Origin of the sequence: Candidatus Pelagibacter sp. Uisw_099_02 (assembly GCF_047727625.1) — a bacterium.
Taxonomy (GTDB): Bacteria; Pseudomonadota; Alphaproteobacteria; order Pelagibacterales; family Pelagibacteraceae; genus Pelagibacter.
Genome location: NZ_CP159822.1, coordinates 1,147,720 through 1,167,990 on the forward strand (window position 1 = coordinate 1,147,720; position 20,271 = coordinate 1,167,990).

General features: G+C 32.0%; 19 protein-coding genes. 2 read left to right on the top strand and 17 right to left on the bottom strand.

Annotated elements, in window-relative coordinates; translation table 11 throughout:
* Positions 1-23 precede the first annotated feature (23 nt).
* The 7 genes from ABXT47_RS06155 to ABXT47_RS06185 all read right to left on the bottom strand — a co-directional run bounded on the left by ABXT47_RS06155 (position 24) and on the right by ABXT47_RS06185 (position 6,638).
* Complete coding sequence (locus ABXT47_RS06155; RefSeq protein WP_415308251.1) at positions 24-917, bottom strand: DMT family transporter; 894 nt, start codon at positions 915-917, stop codon at positions 24-26.
* Between the two features lie 12 nt (positions 918-929).
* Entirely contained in the window at positions 930-1,109 is a 180-nt protein-coding gene (locus ABXT47_RS06160) for a hypothetical protein (protein ID WP_415308252.1), read from the bottom strand.
* Positions 1,099-2,436, bottom strand: a complete 1,338-nt coding sequence (locus ABXT47_RS06165) for an amidase (protein ID WP_415308253.1) — start codon at positions 2,434-2,436, stop codon at positions 1,099-1,101. The genes ABXT47_RS06160 and ABXT47_RS06165 overlap by 11 nt, the downstream gene beginning before the upstream one ends.
* 10 nt (positions 2,437-2,446) lie before the next feature.
* Positions 2,447-3,808, bottom strand: a complete 1,362-nt coding sequence (locus ABXT47_RS06170) for a TRAP transporter large permease (RefSeq protein ID WP_415308254.1) — start codon at positions 3,806-3,808, stop codon at positions 2,447-2,449.
* Positions 3,798-4,382: a TRAP transporter small permease subunit gene (locus ABXT47_RS06175; RefSeq protein WP_415309369.1), complete on the bottom strand. Its 585-nt coding sequence runs from the start codon at positions 4,380-4,382 to the stop codon at positions 3,798-3,800. Before ABXT47_RS06175 ends, ABXT47_RS06170 begins: the two co-directional genes overlap by 11 nt.
* A 91-nt stretch (positions 4,383-4,473) precedes the next feature.
* Positions 4,474-5,634: a TRAP transporter substrate-binding protein gene (locus ABXT47_RS06180; protein ID WP_415308255.1), complete on the bottom strand. Its 1,161-nt coding sequence runs from the start codon at positions 5,632-5,634 to the stop codon at positions 4,474-4,476.
* Between the two features lie 164 nt (positions 5,635-5,798).
* Positions 5,799-6,638, bottom strand: a complete 840-nt coding sequence (locus tag ABXT47_RS06185) for a DUF4198 domain-containing protein (protein WP_415308256.1) — start codon at positions 6,636-6,638, stop codon at positions 5,799-5,801.
* Between ABXT47_RS06185 and ABXT47_RS06190 the strand changes: the two genes are divergently transcribed.
* A complete protein-coding gene (locus tag ABXT47_RS06190; protein WP_415308257.1) occupies positions 6,601-7,719 on the top strand; it encodes a HupE/UreJ family protein in 1,119 nt (372 codons plus the stop codon). The two genes, ABXT47_RS06185 and ABXT47_RS06190, sit on opposite strands and share 38 nt — an antisense overlap.
* A 1-nt stretch (position 7,720) precedes the next feature.
* Here ABXT47_RS06190 and ABXT47_RS06195 read toward each other — a convergent pair whose 3' ends face one another.
* The 6 genes from ABXT47_RS06195 to ABXT47_RS06220 all read right to left on the bottom strand — a co-directional run bounded on the left by ABXT47_RS06195 (position 7,721) and on the right by ABXT47_RS06220 (position 14,258).
* On the bottom strand, positions 7,721-8,794 hold the full coding sequence (locus ABXT47_RS06195) for an ABC transporter ATP-binding protein (RefSeq protein WP_415308258.1): 1,074 nt from the start codon (positions 8,792-8,794) through the stop codon (positions 7,721-7,723).
* Entirely contained in the window at positions 8,787-9,866 is a 1,080-nt protein-coding gene (locus ABXT47_RS06200) for an ABC transporter ATP-binding protein (protein WP_415308259.1), read from the bottom strand. The genes ABXT47_RS06195 and ABXT47_RS06200 overlap by 8 nt, the downstream gene beginning before the upstream one ends.
* Positions 9,866-10,714 (bottom strand): carbohydrate ABC transporter permease, encoded by an 849-nt coding sequence (locus ABXT47_RS06205; protein WP_415290424.1) that lies wholly within the window; start codon positions 10,712-10,714, stop codon positions 9,866-9,868. The genes ABXT47_RS06200 and ABXT47_RS06205 overlap by 1 nt, the downstream gene beginning before the upstream one ends.
* A gap of 2 nt (positions 10,715-10,716) precedes the next feature.
* Positions 10,717-11,577 carry a carbohydrate ABC transporter permease gene (locus ABXT47_RS06210; RefSeq protein WP_415308260.1) on the bottom strand — a complete coding sequence of 287 codons (861 nt, stop codon included), beginning with the start codon at positions 11,575-11,577 and terminating at the stop codon, positions 10,717-10,719.
* A gap of 61 nt (positions 11,578-11,638) precedes the next feature.
* A complete protein-coding gene (locus ABXT47_RS06215) occupies positions 11,639-13,174 on the bottom strand; it encodes an ABC transporter substrate-binding protein (RefSeq protein WP_415308261.1) in 1,536 nt (511 codons plus the stop codon).
* Positions 13,175-13,196: 22 nt separating this feature from the next.
* Complete coding sequence (locus ABXT47_RS06220; RefSeq protein WP_011281587.1) at positions 13,197-14,258, bottom strand: NAD(P)-dependent alcohol dehydrogenase; 1,062 nt, start codon at positions 14,256-14,258, stop codon at positions 13,197-13,199.
* A gap of 160 nt (positions 14,259-14,418) precedes the next feature.
* On the opposite strand from ABXT47_RS06220, the gene ABXT47_RS06225 reads away from it, so the two are divergent.
* Positions 14,419-15,501: a GAF domain-containing protein gene (locus ABXT47_RS06225; protein ID WP_415308262.1), complete on the top strand. Its 1,083-nt coding sequence runs from the start codon at positions 14,419-14,421 to the stop codon at positions 15,499-15,501.
* Between the two features lie 2 nt (positions 15,502-15,503).
* Here ABXT47_RS06225 and ABXT47_RS06230 read toward each other — a convergent pair whose 3' ends face one another.
* The 4 genes from ABXT47_RS06230 to ABXT47_RS06245 are packed head-to-tail and all read right to left on the bottom strand — an operon-like array spanning position 15,504 to position 20,266.
* The gene (locus ABXT47_RS06230) at positions 15,504-16,712 is read right to left on the bottom strand and encodes an MFS transporter (RefSeq protein WP_415308263.1); all 1,209 of its coding nucleotides are present in this window, start codon (positions 16,710-16,712) and stop codon (positions 15,504-15,506) included.
* A gap of 20 nt (positions 16,713-16,732) precedes the next feature.
* The gene (locus ABXT47_RS06235; protein ID WP_415308264.1) at positions 16,733-17,686 is read right to left on the bottom strand and encodes a 2-hydroxyacid dehydrogenase; all 954 of its coding nucleotides are present in this window, start codon (positions 17,684-17,686) and stop codon (positions 16,733-16,735) included.
* A gap of 1 nt (position 17,687) precedes the next feature.
* Positions 17,688-19,061, bottom strand: a complete 1,374-nt coding sequence (locus ABXT47_RS06240; protein ID WP_415308265.1) for an FAD-binding oxidoreductase — start codon at positions 19,059-19,061, stop codon at positions 17,688-17,690.
* A gap of 38 nt (positions 19,062-19,099) precedes the next feature.
* Positions 19,100-20,266, bottom strand: coding sequence for a pyridoxal phosphate-dependent aminotransferase (locus ABXT47_RS06245; protein ID WP_415308266.1), 1,167 nt, complete (start codon positions 20,264-20,266; stop codon positions 19,100-19,102).
* Between the last annotated feature and the right edge of the window lie 5 nt (positions 20,267-20,271).

The window sequence follows — 20,271 nt, forward strand, 5'->3', positions numbered from 1 at the left end:
ATTTGGTCAGATTGTGTCTTAATTTAAACTTTTCTTTTAACAATATAAACACCACTAAAAACTAATATTGTTCCAATATAATGGTAATATTCGAGCTGTTCATTAAAAAATAAAAAACCATAAATAGCACTATAAACGGTAAAAATGTAAAGTGTAAAACCAGTTATTGATGCACCAAGTTTCTTTTGTGCCATTGTATATAAGGTGAATGCTATAATCCCTGGTGATATAGCTGCAAATAAAACCCACATAAAAAACTCTGAATTAAAGACAGTTCTTACAAAGAAAGTCTCTTCTATCAAATAAAATGGCAGCAAACTGACTACACCAAAAAACGCAATCAAAGTAAATCTGTCAAAAATTTTTAGATTTGTTTTCCAATAAAATAGATAGATAGAATAAAGCGCCCAACCTATTGCAGAAGCTAGCATCCAGAGGTCACCAATTGTAAATTTAAGACCAATTAATAAAGATAAATCACCTTTAATAATAATAGCAAAAACACCTATTAAACATGAAACTAGTCCAATAATCCTAAGAAGATTGATCTTTTCTTTAAAAAATAAACTTGAGATTATGATTATAAATATTGGAGAAGATGAATATATAATTCCCATGTTGGTAACTGTTGTTGTTTGACCGGCTAAAAATGGGAAAGCTCCACAAACACCACAACCCATCGATCCAATGAAAAATATTCTTTTATATTCTTGTTTTACAAACTTAAAATTTTTTTTTAAAGAACTGTAGGTAAATGGAAGTAATATTAAAAAAACTGCAGTCCATCTCCAAAAAGCTAAAGATATTGGAGGAACATACTCAACCCCACCTCTTGCAACGATTAAGTTGCTAGCCATAAAAATTGGTTGAATAAATAATAATAAGAAAGGTAAATAGCTATTTTTAGAATTATTCACTTAAAAGAAGATTTAATTCTTATCGAAAAAAGCTTCGTAGAACATCATAAAAATTGCTACTGCCATTAAAATAAACACTGGCAATATATCCCAAAAACCGATCATCGAGGATCTAGTTAAAGTTGTTGCAAGGCCAATAAGAAATAGTGCTGCAAGGCACGATCCTATTAGAGTTGTTATTTTATTTAGCATATTTTTTACAATTTTTTTCTAGCCAGTTGGCTACACCTAGAAATCTTAAATCATCTAGCTTGTCCCCAATTAACTGTACACCTAATGGTAAATTATTTTCTCCAACAAGTAAAGGTAATGAAATGGATGGTAGACCCATATAAGTCCAAATAGTACAAAATTCTGGACTTCCGGTACTCTTAAGACCCTTCGGTGCAACCCCTGCTGATGATGGAGTTAATACTCCATGGTAATCCTCAAAAACTTCTTTATAAGATTCATAACTTCTCTTCATAAAATCTATCGCTTCAGCATATTCTTTGGCTGAGTACTTTAGACCTCTTTCAATTGCACTGACCATTTCTTTAGAAAGATGTTTTTTTGATTTTTTATAATAGCCTTGAAAATTATTTGCCATATCTGTTTCATGAATTATTTTATGGTATTTTGGAATATCATCAAAATAAGAGGGGGTATCAAATACTTCAATATTTTTTTTAAAAGTTTTTATAAAGAACTCAAAAGATTTTTGCGATTCTTTATCAATATTTTTCCAGTTTTTAGTTTTATAAAAAATAAATTTAGGCTCATATAGTGGTCCTTTTTTACAAACATTTAACATTTCATCTGCCGCATAATGAATAGTTGATGGATCGTATAAATCTTTTTTTATTAATGATTTTGCAAACAGAGCAACATCTTCTACCGTTTTTCCAAACACTCCAATGTGATCTAATTTATCAGATTGTCTCATCACTCCGCTTCGTGAAATCAACCCATAAGATGGTTTATAACCAACAACTCCACAGTAAGAAGCAGGTCTAATAATTGATCCATTAGTTTGTGATCCAATTGATAATGGTGCCATATGTGCTGCTATTGCTGCCGCAGAGCCGCTTGATGACCCTCCAGGTGTTCTTGAATTATCATGTGGGTTAGTAGTTTTGCCTGGGTGAAAATATGCAAGTTCAGTAGTTACAGTCTTTCCCATTACTATTGCACCTTCAATCTTAAGTAGATTAACAACTTCAGAATCTTGTGAGCTTGGCATTTTTTTTCTGACAGGAGAGCCACATTCAGTAGGCATTTCAAAAGTACCTATTATATCCTTAACAGCAATTGGTAGACCGTGCAAAGATCCAAGTGGTTTTCCTGATTTTCTATGCTCATCTGCTTCAGCAGCTTTTTCTAAAAGTTTTTTTTTATCAAAATACTCCCAAGCCTTTACATCTTTTTCAAATTTTTCAATTCTCTCAATATATTGATTACAAACTTCTACTGAGGAAATCTGACCTGATTTTAGGTGCTCAACCAATTTATTAGTTGTTAGAGTAGATATATTTAGCATTTTAAATTATTTAGTTTGCAAATAACGTTTCTGGCAGCCACAAAGCAATACCTGGAAACATATACATAAGAAACATTGCAAATATTACTATTCCTAAGAACGGCATAATGCCCGCAAATATTTCCATCAATTCAACATTTTTCTTTTGAACACCCTTTAAATAATAAGCGGACATGGCCATAGGAGGCGTTAAAAAGGATGTTTGTAAATTTAGGGCTATTAACATTGCAAAGAAATATGGATTAACATCAAATACCTCAAGTAATGGTAAAAATATTGGAACAAATATAATTAGAATTTCAGTCCATTCTAACGGCCATCCTAAAAGGAAAATTATTACTTGAGTAATAATTAAAAATTGCCACGTTGATATTTCAATTGATGTAAAAAAATGTTCAAAAATTTCATGACCACCTAAATAAGAAAATACAGAAGAAAAAGTCCAAGAACCAATAAATAACCACATAATCATTGCTGTAGTTTTTGCTGTTAGAAAAACAGACTCTTTAAAACTTTGCCATTTAAGTGTTTTGTAGAACCAAGATAACAATATAGCACCAAATGCTCCTGCTGCTGCGGCCTCTGCTGGCGTTGCTATACCTGCTAAAATTGTTCCAAGCACTAACATTATTAATCCAAAAAGAGGGACAAAAGAAACTAATACTTCTTTTAAAATCTCAGCTCGTGGTGGAATATCTTCTGCTCTTGGCTTGGGTGCAATTGATGGTTGGAGCCAAGCTCTACCCACTGCGTAAGTTATATATAACCCTGCAAGCAATAATCCTGGAAAAATTGCTGCAGCAAATAATCTCAAAGGAGATAACTGAGCTATTACTGAATAAACAATTAGCATAATACTAGGTGGTATTAAAATACCCAAGCATCCACCCGCACAAATTACTCCTGAAGCAAATTTTTTATCATATCCTGCTTTAACCATCGCAGGCCAAGCAAGTAGACCCATTAAGGTTACAACAGCACCAATAATTCCTGTTGCTGTAGAAAATAAAGTACATGTTATTAGAGCAGCTACTGCCATTGAAGCTGGTAATCTGTGAGCTGCAAGTCTTATAGCAAAAAATAATTTTGATACAATTCCAGCTCTTTCAACTAAATATCCCATAAATAAAAACAGTGGGACGGCAGTGAGCACGTTATTATCCATAACAGTATAAGTATTTTTTACAAATAAAGAAAATATCCTATTATCAAATATGTGATCCATTAAAGCAGGATCGTAATAGGCATAATATCCAAAACCTATTCCCATTGCCATTAAAGTAAAAGCAATTGGAAAACCTAATAGCACCGCAAATAAAAATAGCCCCATCATGAAGATAGCAACTTCTGGATTTGTTAAACTAAATAACATCTTTTTGATCCTCGTCTTGTGCTGTTCTCATTAAAATTTGTTCTGTTTCTTCTGCAACAACCATCCTTGCTGGCCAATGTCCAGTTTTAATGCAAATGATTGATCTAAATACTTCGGCAATTCCTTGTATAACCAAAAATATTCCTGCAGCTGGTATCAGGGATTTTACCATATAAATATTAATTTGTGCCGGACTACTCCAGCTAGTTTCTTTTATCTTCCAAGCAAGTGCAGCATATTCGTAACCATAAAATGCTAACGATATTACGCCTGGAAAAAAGAAAATAAAATAAAGTACTAAATCAATATAACCTTGTGTTCTTGGTTTAAATAATCTGTAAATTACATCTCCTCTAACATGAGATTCTGTTGCTAAGCAATAAGCACCTGACATCATTAATATTGCACCATACATCTGCATACTGAAGTCAAAATTCCAAAGTGTTGGCTTATTAAATACATAGGCCATCATAACTTCGTAACAAGTTCCACCCATCAAAATAACAATACACCAAGAAAAAGCCTTACCTATTGAAGTGCTTAACGTGTCAGCAAATTTTATATAAGCTCTCATCATGATTTGAGTAGGATACTCTAATTTTATTAAAAACTGTACAATAAAAAAAGGGGGCCGAGACCCCCTTCTTAAAATATTAAAAAGTTAATTAAATTTTAACTTTTCCAATTGGACCAAACTCATTTTCATAAGCTAGTTTGTAATTAGGCTGATTCATCAGCAAGTACTTCATTACTTTCTTAGCATATGCTTTTTGAGAGTCGATTACCTTCTTGAAGAATGCATCTTTTGCAGAGAATTCTCCAACAATTTTATCCCAACCTTTTAACTGTTCAGCTAAAATGGCATCAGATGTTTGGTAAACGTTAACCTTATGTGTGTTCATCAAATCAGCTAAACTGTCAGAATATCTAACAAGCGCTTTGAAGTAGTTATCTGTATTCGCAGCATAAGCAGCGTTTTTTAAGATAGCTTGATGAGCAGGTGATAGGCTTTTCAGTCTCTTCGTGTTCATAGGAATTTCAAACATCTCTTGAGATTGGTGAAAACTTCCTAAGTGATAGTGTTTAGAGACATCTTGCATTCCAAACTGTGAGTCTGATGTTGGGTTGTTAAACTCAGCAGCATCAATCAAACCAGTTTTCATTGCTGGTTGAATCTCACCACCTGGTAATTGTCTTACGACCATTCCCATAGCAGTTAAAACATTAGTCGCTAGACCAACTGTTCTATACTTCATACCTTTAACATCAGATACTTTAGTTACGTTCTTTTTGAACCAACCAAAAGGTTGTGCTGGCATAGGCATATGAAAGAAACCAGTGTAGTTAAATCCAACACTAGCTACTGCTTCTTCATATAGTTTTCTTCCTCCACCATACTCCATCCATCCCATAACTTCTTGAGATGACATTCCGTATGAAGGACCAGTTCCAAAAAGTGAAGCTGCAGCGTTTTTACCGTACCAATATGCAGTCACCCAGTGACCCATATCAACGATTCCATCGCTTACCGCTGCTCCGATTTCTGAAGTTTTAACGATTGCGTTTACAGGCTGAAGATCAATTTTAAGTGATCCACCTGACATATCGCTAACCATGTTACAGTAGTCTTGCGCCATTTCAAAAAAGATGTTTGCACCTGAAGGCCAAGCAGCTTGCATCTTTAATACAGTAGCGTGAGATCCTGCAGTTGCAATATTTGGCATTGCAACAGTAGCTGCAGCTACAGCACCGGCTTTAGCAGCAGTCTTAAAGAACTTACGTCTTGAAGAAGTTGAATTCTTCAATGATTTTTTTTCTTTAATCATTATTTCTCTCTCCTTATTATTTATATTAGTTAATTAACTGTCAGGATTTTAATCACAAATCAGAATTAGAGTCTAAGGAATACTGGTCAGCATTAGTTAAATAAACGTTGCTGTATAAGGTTAAATTTATGATATGACTATTTTGACTACAACTGCAAATTGAATTATTTTTTAAAAGTTAAGCTCGCCCACAAACTAAACCAGTCTGATTTATATTTTATTTTTTCTAAATAATTTGCTTTGTCCAACTTAACTGCACTTAGTAAATAGGCTCTATTGTCAAAAATTTTTATTCTACCAACTCCATTTGTGTTTGTTTTTACAATTTCTTTATAGCTATTTTCTTCATCTCTACTGAAAATAATAATTTGCCAATTTTTTAAAGAGCTGCCTTTTTCAAATAGTTGAAACTCAAATAATTCCTCCTGAAGGTTATAAGGTGAAGTTAAAGCAATAATCTCAAAATCTAATTTTGGTTTTTGGATAAAAAAGTCTTTATATCCATCCGTCATTAATGTTTTTGCAAACCTTCTATAGTTCTCTGTGGGAGTTTTATTGATATCAATATTACCTACACTGCTAAGAAGACCTTGTTCTTTTATAAAATCTTTAAACTTTTCTAAAGATTCATATTTTAAGAATTCAAAATTTGTTTCATAAGTTATCACATGAAAACCTTTATCTAGAATTAATGTTTGAATTGCAGGAAAATTTCCATCTCTTTGAGATAAATTCATTACTTTGTTTTTATTTTCTAAATATAAATTTTTTTTATTTGGATCATAATAACCAAATGGAGAGCCATTGAATTTTTCGCCCACCTTAATATGTATCTTGGACACTTCTTTATTATTAAATCTAAAATTAATTGGCTCAAGCCATAATTCATGGGCATGTACATTAAACTTTAAAAAAGTAGTCAATAATAAGATTACAAAAAAATAAAAAATCTGATTTAATAAGTTAATGTTTTTTAAAATATTTATATTTTTATTATTTTTCATTAAGTCATCTTATGCCCATGAACTACGTCCAGCAATTGCAAATCTTAATATTTATGAAAAAGATAATATCATAAACGCTACTCTATCAATCCGATTAAATCTTGAGGCTATTATTGCTGAGATTAATATGGATCACTCTAACACAGAAGAATCTGAGGAGTCAGATCAATATGAAAACTTAAGAACTATGAGTGCTGTTGAATTACTTAAAAAATTTAATTCTAAAATAATGAACCTTCAAAACAAAATTTACTTAACTTCTGCTAATTCTAATTATGACTTGGCTCTACTAAGTGTGGACATACCCGAGGTTGGTAATACTGACATAATTAGAGATACAGTTATTAACTTTGATATTAAAAATATAAAAAATGAAGACTTAAAGTTTTCTTGGGATAAAAATTTAGGATCCATCATTTTAAGGGTTAATTCTAAAAATAATGAGGGTTTATATTCAGAACTAATTGAAAGTGATGATAAATCAGGATGGTTTAGCATAACAAACCAAATAGAAGAAAGTCTTATAGACAATATTAAATCTTATACTCAACTAGGTTTTAAGCACATAATACCCAAAGGTTTAGACCATATATTATTTGTTCTCGCTTTATTTCTTCTATCTTCGAGGTTAAGGCCTTTGGTATTACAGGTTTCAATTTTTACTTTAGCACACACAATAACATTGTTTCTTGGTGCTCTAGATGTAATAAAAATACCCTCAATAATTGTTGAACCTATCATTGCTCTATCAATCTGTTTTATTGCTATTGAGAATCTATTTACCGAAAATTTAAAAAAAACTAGACCCTATATAATTTTTATTTTTGGATTACTCCATGGTTTAGGGTTTGCTGGAGTTTTAAATGAAATTGGAATTTCAGATGGTTTATTTATTTCAAGTTTGATTTCTTTTAATATTGGAGTTGAGCTAGGTCAAATTAGCGTGATACTTTTATCCTATATTTTTATCTCATTGCTATTTCAAAATAAACCTTGGTACCGTAATAGAATTACTAAGCCTCTTTCATTAATAATTGCATTAATTGGCTTTTATTGGTTTTTTAAAAGAATATTTTTTTAATTTAAATTAATTTTTCATTCTCATAAATACAGCATTTATCTTCAGGTATATGCAAGTCTACTTTATCTAATGGAACTTCTGTTTCTCTGCTTATTTTAGATTTTATCGTAAGACTTCCAATCTTTGCCGTAAGCAGTTTATAGTTTCCAAGATCTTCAACTTTTTCTACATTCGCACTAATTACGTTTTCTTTTTTATTTTTTGCTATCTTAATAAATTCTGATCTTATGCCTAATTTAATTTTTTTATCTTTTAATCTTGATAAATCTGTACTTGTTTTAATTAAAGTATCATTAATCTTAACACTATTGTCAGATGATGCTTCGGTTTCAAATAAATTCATTGCAGGAGAGCCTATAAAATATCCAACAAAAGTAGTATTTGGTCTTTCAAATAATTCTTTGGGTGTCCCTGTTTGAACCACTTCGCCTTCACTCATAACAATTATATTATCAGCAAAAGTCATAGCTTCGTTTTGATCGTGCGTAACGTATACAAGAGTTGTTTTGTATTGCTCATTTATTTCTTTAAGATTTCTTCTTAATTTAAATTTTAGATCAGGATCTATAACTGTTAATGGCTCGTCCATTAGAACTGCTGCTACATCCTCTCTTACAAGTCCTCTACCCAATGAAATTAACTGTTTTTGATCTGCTGTGAGTTTTCTAGCAGGCAAATTTAAGAAAGATTTTAAATTTAATGTTTCTGCAACAGAATTAACTCTTTCTTCCACTATTTCTTTAGAAAAATCTCTACATCTTAAAGGGAAAGCCAAATTATCATATACAGTCATGGTGCTGTAAATCACTGGAAATTGAAAAACTTGCGCAATATTTCTATTTTCAGTTTTAAGCTCTGTAACATCTTTTTCATCAAATAATATTTTTCCTGATGAAGGCCTTACTAGCCCTGATACAATATTTAACATTGTTGTTTTTCCACATCCAGACGGACCTAAAATTGCATATCTCTTTCCATCTTCCCAGATCATCGAAAATGGGTTTAGTGCATAAGTTGGATTAGCATCGTTTGGATTATATGAGTGAGATATCTTATTTAAATTAATTTTAGACATTAGTGCCTCCAAATGGAGATGAAGCTAAATTTCCAGTTTCATCAAATGCATAAGCTTTGTTTGATTTAAAATTAATTTTAACTTTATCACGAATTTTGAAATCCATCACTTCCTCTATACTGGTTATAATTTTTGCATTTCCCCTGGTAAGATGAAGTAAAGTTTCTGAGCCACTAATTTCTGCAAGCTCTACTTCAAACTCAAAACCATTATCATTTAGCTCAACATCTGACGCTCTTATACCAAAATTAAAATTCTTATCTTTTAATTTAGATAAATGATTTGGAATATCTATTTCAATGTCTTCAAATTTTATTTTATTAGAATCTATATCAACTTTTAAAACATTCATTGGTGGGTCATTTGAAATGGCTGCAACTTTTAAATTTTTAGGGTTTTCAAATATTTCTTTGGCAGCACCTACCTGTAGCACTCTACCTTCATCGAGAACAATGACTTCACCATTAAGTTCCATTGCTTCTCTAGGATCCGTTGTTGAAAAAATTACAATACTTTCCTTTGATAGACCGTTAACAAAGATATTTTTAAACTCTTCTCGTAACTGCTCTCTTAACTTGTAATCTAAATTAACTAATGGCTCATCCAGTAATAAAATTTTTGCATTTTTTACAAGTGATCTTGCAACTGAAACTCTTTGCTGTTGGCCACCTGATAATTCTTGGATTTTTCTTTTTTCATAACCCTCTAGTCCTACTAATTTTAAAGATTTAAAAACCTCATCATTAATCTTTTGAGAGACTAAACCTCTTTGTTTTAGAGGAAAAGCTATATTGTCAAAAACATTTAAGTGAGGGTAGTTAATGAATTGCTGATAAACCATGGCAATATTTCTTTTCCACACGGGTATCTCTAAAAAATTCTTATCTTCAAATCTAATCGATCCACTATCTGGCAAAAGTAGCCCTGCTATTGTTTTTAATAAGGTGGTTTTCCCAGAAAGTGTTCTACCCAAAATTGTATATAATTTACCTTTTTCAAAATTAAAAGAGATTTTTCTTAACTGAAGTTCTTCAGTTAATTTATACGATAAGTTTTCACCAACCAAATTCATTATTTAATTGCTCCTGATAGATTTCCTTTTGATAAATATCTCTCAACAATAAATGCAACAACAATTAATGGCGCAACAGAAACTAGTGCTGAGGCTGATAAACTCCACCATGGTGTTATTGAAGAGTTTAAAGCTACAATTTTTACAGGAAGTAACTGCACTTCAGTAAAGGTTAAAATAAAAGCAAAAAAGAAATCAATCCATCCAAATATAATACAAAACATTCCAGCAACAATTAACCCTGGTATTGAATTTGGTAATACAACTTTATAAAATGCCTGGTAAGGATTACATCCATCTATCAATGCCGTTTCATCTATCTCTCTTGGAACTTTATTAAAAAAATCAACCATAATCCAAACTGCTATTGGCATTAACAAAACAATATAAACAACTATTAGTCCAAATAGACTGTCCAATAAATTAACCGCACCAAGAAATAAAAAGAAAGGTATTGATAAAACAATTGGTGGCATAATTCTTTGAGAAATAAAAAAGAAAGTAATGTCATTATTTTTTATAGGACCTGCTTTAAATGTATATCTAGAAAGAGCATAAGCAGATAAGGTTCCAAGTATTATGCTAACTAAACTTGCAGTGCATGTTACAAATAAACTATTAAAATAAGGTTCAACAATGTCTACTCCTCCTTGTGCTGGAGATTTAATTAAAACTCTCCAACCCTCTAAGTTTGGTTCAAAATCAACCCACGGGATGTAAGTAACACCTCCATTTACTGAATTAAAATCTTTAAAAGAAGTTGTAAGTGCCCAAAGAAAAGGTGCCACAACAAAAACAGTCCAAACTGTAATAAAAAAATATTTTAAGAATGTGTATAATTTTCCCATATTTAATCTTTGAGTAATAGTTTGGTTAATACTTTTGCAATAACTGTTAAACTTATGATCATTATTATTAAATAAGTGAATGACATTGAAGCAGCATAACCCATTTGAAATTCTCTCAATCCTTTAATAAAGATATAAAAACTTGATGTCTCAGTTGAAGTTCCTGGACCACCCGAGGTTAAGACATAAACAGTATCCATTATTTTTGAAGCTTCAATCAGTCTTATGATAATTGCTCCAATAGATATTGGTGCCATTAATGGAAATGTTACGTAAATAAATTTTCTAATTGGACTTGCTCCATCAATTGCAGCTGCTAAAAAAGGTTCTTTAGGAAGTGATAAAAGACCAGCTAACAATAGTAAAAACATAAAAGGTGTCCACTGCCAAACTTCAACAATAATAACTGTAACTTTAGCTAAAGTAGGATCGGTAAGCCATTTTGGTGCAATATCAAAAATTTGTAAAAGATCATTAACAGGACCTAGTGACTCATGAAAAAAAGTTCTCCAAATAACAGTCATAATAACTGGGGTAGTCATCATGGGTATTAAAAATAATACTCTAAAAAACCTTTGAAACTTGATTTCCTTCCAAACCATATGAGCTAGTGCAAAGCCAATTACATATTGCAGAACAACAGTTGTAACTGACAAAAAACTTAATCTAATAAACGACTCCCAGAATCGTGGATCATCAGTAAATAATCTGACATAATTTTCGAGACCTATAAAGTTTAAACCATTGTAACTATTCCAGCCTGATAAACTTAAACGTACTACAAATATTATTGGAAAAATTAAGATGCCTATAAGAACAAATAAACCTGGAAATAAAAAAACGTACTTATGTTTAAAGTTCATGTAATTAAATTTTGAATGTAATGTATGTGGCCACTAATTAAAATGGCCACATAAAGTTATTTTATAACTTGTTGTCTTCCATTTTGACACCAACAGCATAGTCTTCTTGTACTGCTGATTTACCAACTCTTTTGACAATTGCTTCCCACTCTTTAGCAACTTCATCCAAAGCTTCTTGAGGAGATAGCTGACCAGCTAAAGCCTTAGAAGTTCCAGTTGCAACTGCACTAGTGAATTCAAACACACCACGAACTCTTAAAGGGAAAACTCTATTCTTACTTTTTTCCATATCTTTAAGCGTCTTAGTGTATGATTTTGCAATATCTGCATCCCAACCCATTGTATCTATGTAAAGATTTGGATCGAAATCAGAGTTTTTAAATGGATTAACACCAAAGTTACCAATAGCTAAGTCAGCTTGGTGGTTTGCTCCGTTAGAAAAGAAACATAGATAGTCAAATGCCATCTCTTGTACTTTACTTTTCTTAGCAACACCTACTGCCCAACCCCATACGATGTACGGTGCTTGGTTATATTTGTTATCCCATTTTCCAGATACTCTGTTCCAAACTTTATCTGCGCCTGGAAGAGGAGCTGTACCTACTTTATTTTTAATAGGACTATCATCTTGCATCGCTGCAATAAAAGCATCATCCCATGAAAAACTAAATAGAGTTTGTCCACCACCAAATGATCCAATTTCATCACCTAGTCCAAAGTTAATTCCTCCTGGAGGAACATACTTAGTAGCTTCTACCCAGTCAGTTAAAGCTTCAACAAAACCTGGATTATTAACATTTGGTTTCATAGTTTCTAAATCAAAAAAGAAACCACCTGGAGTTCTAGGATTTTTAGCATACGCTACTGATCTACTGAAAAAAGCTGCGAACATTAAGTCGTCTTTTTTCATAACTTCAGCTGAACCGTATTCTTTTTCTCCATCTCCATCCCAATCCCAACCATTAAAGTATTTGGCCATTTCGCCATATTCTTTCCAAGTTGTAGGAACTTTTAACTCTTTACCAGTATCTGCTTTGTATTTTTTTTGCATTTCAGGATTATCTATTACGTCTTTTCTATATTTTAGATAATGTCTGTCTCCGTCAACTGGATATTGATACATAGTTCCATCCCAAGAAGAAACACCTACATGAGATTTTGTAACGTCTTTCATCTCTTTTGTGTTCATATATTTTTTTGGAACTGGTGCTAAATACTGTCTCCAGTCATTTATAAAGTTGGAAAAACCAAATACGATGTCGTATGGAGCTTGACCAGCTTTAAAGGGAACCATAGCTTTTGCATACAAATCACCTGCAGGTGTATGTGTTACATCAACTGTTGCGCCCGTTAGTTTTGCAAACTGTTCAGCATGAAGAGCTGTAGGCTGTCCAATTACTGGAACGGCATGCGTGTTTATTTTTAGAGTTTTTCCTTTGTAGTTCTTTTTTGAAATTTTTTCATAAGAACAGTCACCAGAAATATCCCCTGTTGCTTTGATATGTGGAAATTGATCACTCCACTTATCTGCATAAGCTGGGCTAAATATCAGAATTCCTGATATCATAGCGCTTAAGCAAGTTTTTATTATTTTCATTTATCCCTCTCTTTATTTATTATTATGGAACTAAAACGGCTCTTCCCTTAACTTTACCTTCGTTAAGGTCATGAAGCGCTTTATTAGCATCGCCTAATTTATACTCTTGCATAGATAGTGTAACTAACCCTTTGTTAGCTAACTCCATCAGCTCATATAACTCAGACCACGTTCCTACTAAATTTCCAACTATTGTTTTTTCTGAAATAATTACATCGACAGCTAGAACTCTGATTTCTTCACCATAGCCAACGATATAATAGTATCCACTTCCTGCTGTCATTTTAATACCCATTGCAGTGGATCCTTTTTCACCAACAAAATCGATTACAGCCTCACCACCTTTACCTTTGGTAAGCTCTAGAACTCTTTCAACTTCATTGCCATCAATTAAAACTCCCTCGTCGCCACCAAGTGACATTGCATGTTTTAATGCTTCAGCAGATTTTTCAACAATAATAATATTTGCAGCACACATTGCTTTCAAACATTGAATTGCTATATGACCCAGTCCACCCGCTCCAATAATTACACAAGTCTGACCTGGCAATAAATGTCTAGTAGCTTTTTTAACAACCCTATAAGCGGTTAGTCCTGCATCAGAAAAAGGGGCAACATCTTTTGGTGCCAATATAGTAGGCAGTTTAATTAAGTTACGAACACTTGTTTTAAGTAATTCCGCATACCCACCTTCTTTAATATTCAAACCTGGAAATGCTCCTTCTTCAGCATGCTGATCTAAACCTCTACGACAGCTCAAACAAGTTCCGTCAGTTCCTGAAATAATTGGGTGCAAAATAACTGGATCACCTTTTTTAAATCCTACAACATCTTTTCCTACTTCTTCAACCCATCCAGCATTTTCATGTCCCATAACCATAGGTAATAAATCTCCTTTAGGATCTTGAATATGCTCCCAAACACCTTCAATAATATGCAGATCAGTTCTACAAACTCCTGCAGCACCAATTTTAACTATAACATCTGATGATTTTTCTAATTTTGGATCTGGCATTTCTTGCTCAGTAACCCAAACTTTTTCATCCATTTTTGGATTATATTTATGTAAAACTTGTGCTTTCATAATTTTTTTCTACTTTTTAGTTCGTTAATTTTTTTTAATAACAAACCCTATCCAATATTGAGAACAACAGAGAGTCAACTGGACAAAAAAGTGTTCATAAAGTTAACAAAATACAACTTATAGTTGGTTGTTCATTTTAAATAATGTCTTAAAATGAAAAATGCCAAATTTAACTTCTGTTGAAAAAGAATTTTCTGATCTTTCTAAGAAAAGGGGTTTTTTACCTTCTTTGATTGATAAAGATATATCTGATAGCTGGAAGAGATGTATTTCAACAGGACTAGATCCACTTAAGAATCCAAAGAGGACTGTTCTTACTTCTAAAGAGCTTGATGAGCTTAAAGAAAAAAATGAATATATTAGAAGATTGATAAATCCTGAACTTGAACTTCTATATTCACAAATAGCTGGGACAAATTTTATGGTAGCATATTCTGATAGTGCTGGATCAGTTATGGATACTATTTATGATAAAACTTGTCTTAGAGCTGATGTTGGAAAAATTGTAATACCAGGTTCAATTTGGAGAGAAGAAATTGGAGGTACGAATGGATTGGGACAAGTTGTTACTCTGAATAAAGATTCCATAGTTTCAGGTAAGGAACATTTTTTTGAGTCACATGGAAAGTTATCTTGTTTTGCAAGTCCAATACTAAATCACGAAGGAAAAACTATTGGTATAATAGATGCCTCTACTGATGTGCATTCAAGGGAACAGCACACCTTAGCACTAGTTAAACTTGCTACAAAAAGTATTGAAACAAAATTATTTTTAAATCAATTTAATAATGAATTAATTTTATCATTCCATCCACGTCAAGAATACTTAAGTACCAATAGTGTTGGTCTACTTGCAATTAATGGTGACGGATTTGTTGTCGGCTCAAATTCTAATGCAAGAATAATGTTGCATGGACTCGTAACATTAAAGAATGAAAATTTTAATAATATTTTTACAACTTCATTTTCTTCAATAGCAAACGAACTTTTACAAAATAAAATAATGAAAATTTCTGATCATTTAGGCTCATCTGTTTTTGTAATAAAAAGTCAAAATTTTAAGAAAAAGATATCTAAAGAAATAAAAATAAAAAATTATGCATGTAAAAAATGTGAGGGATCAAAATTTAAAGAAGATAGATGTATTTTAATTAAATCTACTTTTTTAGAAAACGGAAATATTAGTGCAGTTTCTCGAAGACTTGGTGTTTCGCGAACTACAATTTACAAACACTTACAATAGAATTAATTCTTTAAATTTTTTATTAAGAAAAATAGGTAAGAAAATAAAGAAGTTAATAAAAAAAATACCATTGCAAATCTAAAGCCTGAAATTTCTGAAAATCCAAAATTCATTGCGACATCAATAATGATACCAATAATCCATTGAAGTGCAAATGCCCCAATAAAAAGAAGTAAATTAAACGAAGTCAGTGCTTTTCCAACATTTGAAAGTGAAAAAGCCATCCCAACAGCAGGCTGACTTAGTGATAAAAATACTGAACTTACTGCAAAAAATGCCCAATGAAATGCTCCTGCTTTTGGACCTAGATAAATTATGAAGGCTAATACTATTAAATTTAATGGTGCACCAAATTTCAATAACCTTATTGCATCAGAAACATTTTTAGAAAATCTTGGTACAAAATACCCCCAAGTTAAAAAAGAAAAAAGCAAGGAAAGGTAAATAATAAACAAACCATTTGCACTTTCTTCTGGAGTGTATCCAGACACCTTAACCATCCATGGTCCTGCCCATAAAGTTTGGATAGCAAATAAACCACCATAATTAAAGAAACCCATTGGCACTAAACTTTTAAAAAATTCATTCTGCCATACTTCTTTTATGGAGCCTTTCTCATCATATGTATTTCCTTTATTCCAATTAGGAATAAAAATAACAATTAAAACGATACTAAAAAAAGTTAGAATTGCTAAAATTCCAAATATTGATCTCCATCCTATTATTGGTAAAAAAAATTGTACTGGCAAACTAGAGGATAACATTCCTATTGCGCCAGTCATTAGCATCCACGAATTTGCTCTTTGTTGGGTCTCGTCTTGAAACCAAACTCTATAAGCAGTTAACGGTCCCATTAAACATGCTCCAACACCTACTCCAATTAAAATTCTTGAAATTAAAAGAGAAATAAAGTTTTGTGATAAAGAAAATGAAATTATTCCTACAATTGCAACTAATAAAAAGTACGAAACTATTTTTTTTGGGCCTTTATTGTCTAATAGATAGCCAAGTGGAATTTGAACAGAAGCAAATCCTAAAAAATATCCACCACCCAAAAGTCCTAAATCACCAGCTGATAAATTAAATTCAGATACAAGATTGGGTGAAATAGTTGCAGTGATAGCTCTTAACAAGTTAGAAATATAATACCCTATAGCGAATACTAAAAATATAGTTATCGCTTTTTGTTTTGACAAAATAACTTTATTCATAATTGAAAATTATAAAGAAACTAATTTACTTTATTTTTGCAATTTCCTGTTTTAAGAAACTCATCAATATTGTCTATAGCTAGATTAGCCATAGAAATTCTTGTGTGCTTTGTAGCGCTTCCAAGATGAGGTAAAATAAAAACACTTTTAATTTTTAAATAACCTGGGTTTAAATTTGGTTCCCCTTTGTAAACATCAAGACCTGCTGCATAAATTTTTCTTCTATTTAGTGCATCGATTAAAGCTTCATCATCAACAATATCTCCACGAGCTACATTTGTTATAACAGCACCTGTTGGAAAATATTCTAATGTTTCTTTATTAATTAAATTTTCTGTTTCTTTTGTTGCAGGACAACAAATAGATAATACATCCGAAACTCCAAAAAGACTTTTGATACTGTCGTGATAAATTGCACCGTTTTCTTTTTCTTCAGTTAGTTTTGATCTGTTATGATAATGAATAATCATACCTAAAGATTTTGCTATTTTTGCAATCTTTTGTCCTATTCTTCCCATACCTAAGATTCCAAGTCTTGAACCTGTTAACTGTTTTCCTATCAAATAATCTGCTGACCATTTCCAGTTACTTTCTTTTGCAGCTTGAATACCTTCTGGAACTCTTCTACATGCTCCAAGAATTAATAAAATCCCAATCTCTGCTGTAGCGTCCGATAAAACTTCTGGTGTATTAGTTACTGCTATTCCTCTTTTTTTAGCCGCTTCTAAATCAATATTTCCAAAACCAACTGCAAAATTAGAAATTACCTTAATACTATTCGGTAGTTTACTTATAGTATCTTCATCCATCTTATCAGTTAAAGAGGTTAGGATAGCATCGTGATCTTGACTTAATTCAATAAGCTTTGACTGAGAATATAACTCATCATTACCATTAAGTTTTGCATCAAATATTTTTGAAGCTTTTTCTTCACTATCCTTTATTAATTTTCTTGTGACTAATATTTTTTTCATATTAATTTAGGTCAAATACCTTACCAGGATTCATAATATTATTTACATCTAAACTACGCTTTATAGATTTCATAACAGGTATATTATCTGGATGTTCTTTCAATAAATAATGTTTTTTTTGTAAACCGATTCCGTGCTCTCCAGTTATTGTTCCTTCTAATTCAAGTGCCTTACTTATTAGGTCATCACTATATTTTCTAATTTTTTTTTGTTTTTCCTTGTCATTTGGGTCAAATAAAATTATTGAATGAAAGTTTCCATCACCAACATGCCCAACCATAGGTGCAATAAGATCATGTTTTTTAACTTCTTTTTCTGCCCACGAAATACACTCAACTAAATTTGAAATAGGTACACAAACATCAGTTGAATATACTTTCATATTATTACCAAGAGCCTTTACGGACCAATAGACATCATGTCTTGCTTGCCACAACTTATTTCTTTCCTCTAAGGACACGGCCCATTTAAAATCTCCTCCTCCATTATTTTTGGATAATTCTTCAACTAGTTTTATTGCTTCCTTATTTGAACTTTCACTCCCATGAAATTCAAAAAATAATGTGGGAGATGCCTTTATATTTTCTAATTTTGAATATTTTATACTTATTTCCATTTGATCTTTATTTAGCATTTCTATTCTAGCAATTGGTATTCCATATTGAATTACCTCTTGAGCTGTTTGAACTGCTGAGTCCAAGTCTGGAAAATAACAGACTGCACTCATTATACTTTCTGGAATTGGAGATAGTCTTACTTGTACTTCTGTGATTATTCCAAGTGTACCCTCTGATCCAATAAATAAATTTGTTAAATTATAACCAGCAGAAGATTTTTTTGTTCTTGAGCCTGTTTTAATTATTTCTCCATTAGCAAGTACTACTGTTAATCCTGAAATTACAGTTCTCATTGTTCCATACTTTACTGCCATTGTTCCAGATGCAGATGTTGATGCCATTCCACCAATAGCTGCATCAGCCCCTGGATCAATAGGGAAAAATACTCCATCTTCTCTTAAATATTCATTTAATTGTTTTCTGGTAACATTAGCTTGTACTCTACAATCAAAATCAGCTGCATTTACGTTTAAAACCTTGTTCATCTTTTCCAATGAAATAGTTATACCATTAGTGTTGCCAACAACATTACCCTCTAGAGAAGTTCCAGTACCAAATGGAACAACGGGAATTTTACTATCATTACATAATTTTAAAATTTTTGACACTTCTTCATTAGTCTCTGGAAAAACTACTGCTTGAGATAATACTGGCTCATAAGTATCCTCTCCTCTTGCATAATTAGCTCTAGTGGACTCAGAGGTTGAAAATCTTCCATTAAAGATTTTTTTTAATTCAGTTTGGACTAATTCATTCATTGTATTGATACTAGTAAAAATTCCAGAAAAAATACAGCCTATTTAGAGAGCATTTTCTTAATATTTTCCAAAGCTTGAGAAATATTATCTTGAGAGGCAGCGAAGCTAAATCTTACATAATCTTGGCAAGTTTTACCAAAAGCTGTACCTGGTACTATTGCTACTCCCGCTTCATGCATGGCTTTTTTACAAAATTCTGAACCATCCATTCCCGTTCCTATAACTTTTGGAAATGCATAAAAAGCCCCACCAGGTAAACTACACTCTACACCTGGCAAACTATTTAAGCCTTCATAAATTAGTTTTCTTCTTTCAGTAAATTTTACCATCATTTCATTAATGGAGTCGTCTGGACCATCTAATGCTGCAATTCCTGCAAATTGTGCTGCTGCATTTACACATGATACGCTATTAATTAAAAGTTTATTTACATGTGGTACTAATTCAGTAGGCCAAAAACTCCATCCAAGTCTCCATCCTGTCATAGAGTATGCCTTGCTCCAACCTTCTAATACAATTAGCCTTTCTCTTAACTCAGGATAATTAAAAAATGAAGGCATTTCTTTATTGTCAAAAATTTGTCTACTATAAATTTCATCACTTAATATAGTTACGTGTGGATATTTTTTAAGACCTTCAGCCAATACATCTATATCGGCTTTTTCCACAAAACTTCCTGTTGGGTTATTTGGATTAATTAATATTAACAATCTAGTTTTATCAGTGATTAGTGATAAAATTTTTTCTGGATTAAATTTAAGATCTTTATCTTCAGTTAAATCATAAGGTACAGATGTTGAGCCAGTATAATTAATCATCGACTCATAAATTGGAAAAGCAGGAGTTGGATGAATTATTTCAGCACCTGGTTCTCCAAAACATTGAATTGCGTAACTCATTGTTGGTTTCCCACCTGGCATAATTAGAATTCTTTCAAAATCTACATCAACACTATAACGTTTTTTAATCCATCTTGTTACAGCTTGTCTACATTCTGGAATACCATTTGACATTACATATCCATGGTGACCGTCATCTAAAGCTTTTTTTGCAGCTTCAACAACATGCTTTGGTGTTTTAAAATCAGGCTGACCTAACCCTAAATGAATCATTGGATTTCCTTTGGCCTCTAATGCTTTAGCTTCAGCTAATACACTGAACGCTGACTCTGTTCCTAATCTTTCTAAGTTTTTTGCTAATTTCATAATTA

Bases quoted from the DNA above. Each gene is read 5' to 3' on its own strand.
- ABXT47_RS06200 (WP_415308259.1), bottom strand. From the start codon at position 9,866: ATGAATTTGGTTGGTGAAAACTTATCGTATAAATTAACTGAAGAACTT.
- ABXT47_RS06165 (WP_415308253.1), bottom strand. From the start codon at position 2,436: ATGCTAAATATATCTACTCTAACAACTAATAAATTGGTTGAGCACCTA.
- ABXT47_RS06160 (WP_415308252.1), bottom strand. From the start codon at position 1,109: ATGCTAAATAAAATAACAACTCTAATAGGATCGTGCCTTGCAGCACTA.
- ABXT47_RS06230 (WP_415308263.1), bottom strand. From the start codon at position 16,712: ATGAATAAAGTTATTTTGTCAAAACAAAAAGCGATAACTATATTTTTA.
- ABXT47_RS06180 (WP_415308255.1), bottom strand. From the start codon at position 5,634: ATGATTAAAGAAAAAAAATCATTGAAGAATTCAACTTCTTCAAGACGT.
- ABXT47_RS06225 (WP_415308262.1), top strand. From the start codon at position 14,419: ATGCCAAATTTAACTTCTGTTGAAAAAGAATTTTCTGATCTTTCTAAG.
- ABXT47_RS06205 (WP_415290424.1), bottom strand. From the start codon at position 10,714: ATGGGAAAATTATACACATTCTTAAAATATTTTTTTATTACAGTTTGG.
- ABXT47_RS06215 (WP_415308261.1), bottom strand. From the start codon at position 13,174: ATGAAAATAATAAAAACTTGCTTAAGCGCTATGATATCAGGAATTCTG.
- ABXT47_RS06185 (WP_415308256.1), bottom strand. From the start codon at position 6,638: ATGAAAAATAATAAAAATATAAATATTTTAAAAAACATTAACTTATTA.
- ABXT47_RS06170 (WP_415308254.1), bottom strand. From the start codon at position 3,808: ATGTTATTTAGTTTAACAAATCCAGAAGTTGCTATCTTCATGATGGGG.
- ABXT47_RS06195 (WP_415308258.1), bottom strand. From the start codon at position 8,794: ATGTCTAAAATTAATTTAAATAAGATATCTCACTCATATAATCCAAAC.
- ABXT47_RS06235 (WP_415308264.1), bottom strand. From the start codon at position 17,686: ATGAAAAAAATATTAGTCACAAGAAAATTAATAAAGGATAGTGAAGAA.
- ABXT47_RS06175 (WP_415309369.1), bottom strand. From the start codon at position 4,382: ATGAGAGCTTATATAAAATTTGCTGACACGTTAAGCACTTCAATAGGT.
- ABXT47_RS06240 (WP_415308265.1), bottom strand. From the start codon at position 19,061: ATGAATGAATTAGTCCAAACTGAATTAAAAAAAATCTTTAATGGAAGA.
- ABXT47_RS06190 (WP_415308257.1), top strand. From the start codon at position 6,601: ATGTTTTTTAAAATATTTATATTTTTATTATTTTTCATTAAGTCATCT.
- ABXT47_RS06220 (WP_011281587.1), bottom strand. From the start codon at position 14,258: ATGAAAGCACAAGTTTTACATAAATATAATCCAAAAATGGATGAAAAA.
- ABXT47_RS06245 (WP_415308266.1), bottom strand. From the start codon at position 20,266: ATGAAATTAGCAAAAAACTTAGAAAGATTAGGAACAGAGTCAGCGTTC.
- ABXT47_RS06210 (WP_415308260.1), bottom strand. From the start codon at position 11,577: ATGAACTTTAAACATAAGTACGTTTTTTTATTTCCAGGTTTATTTGTT.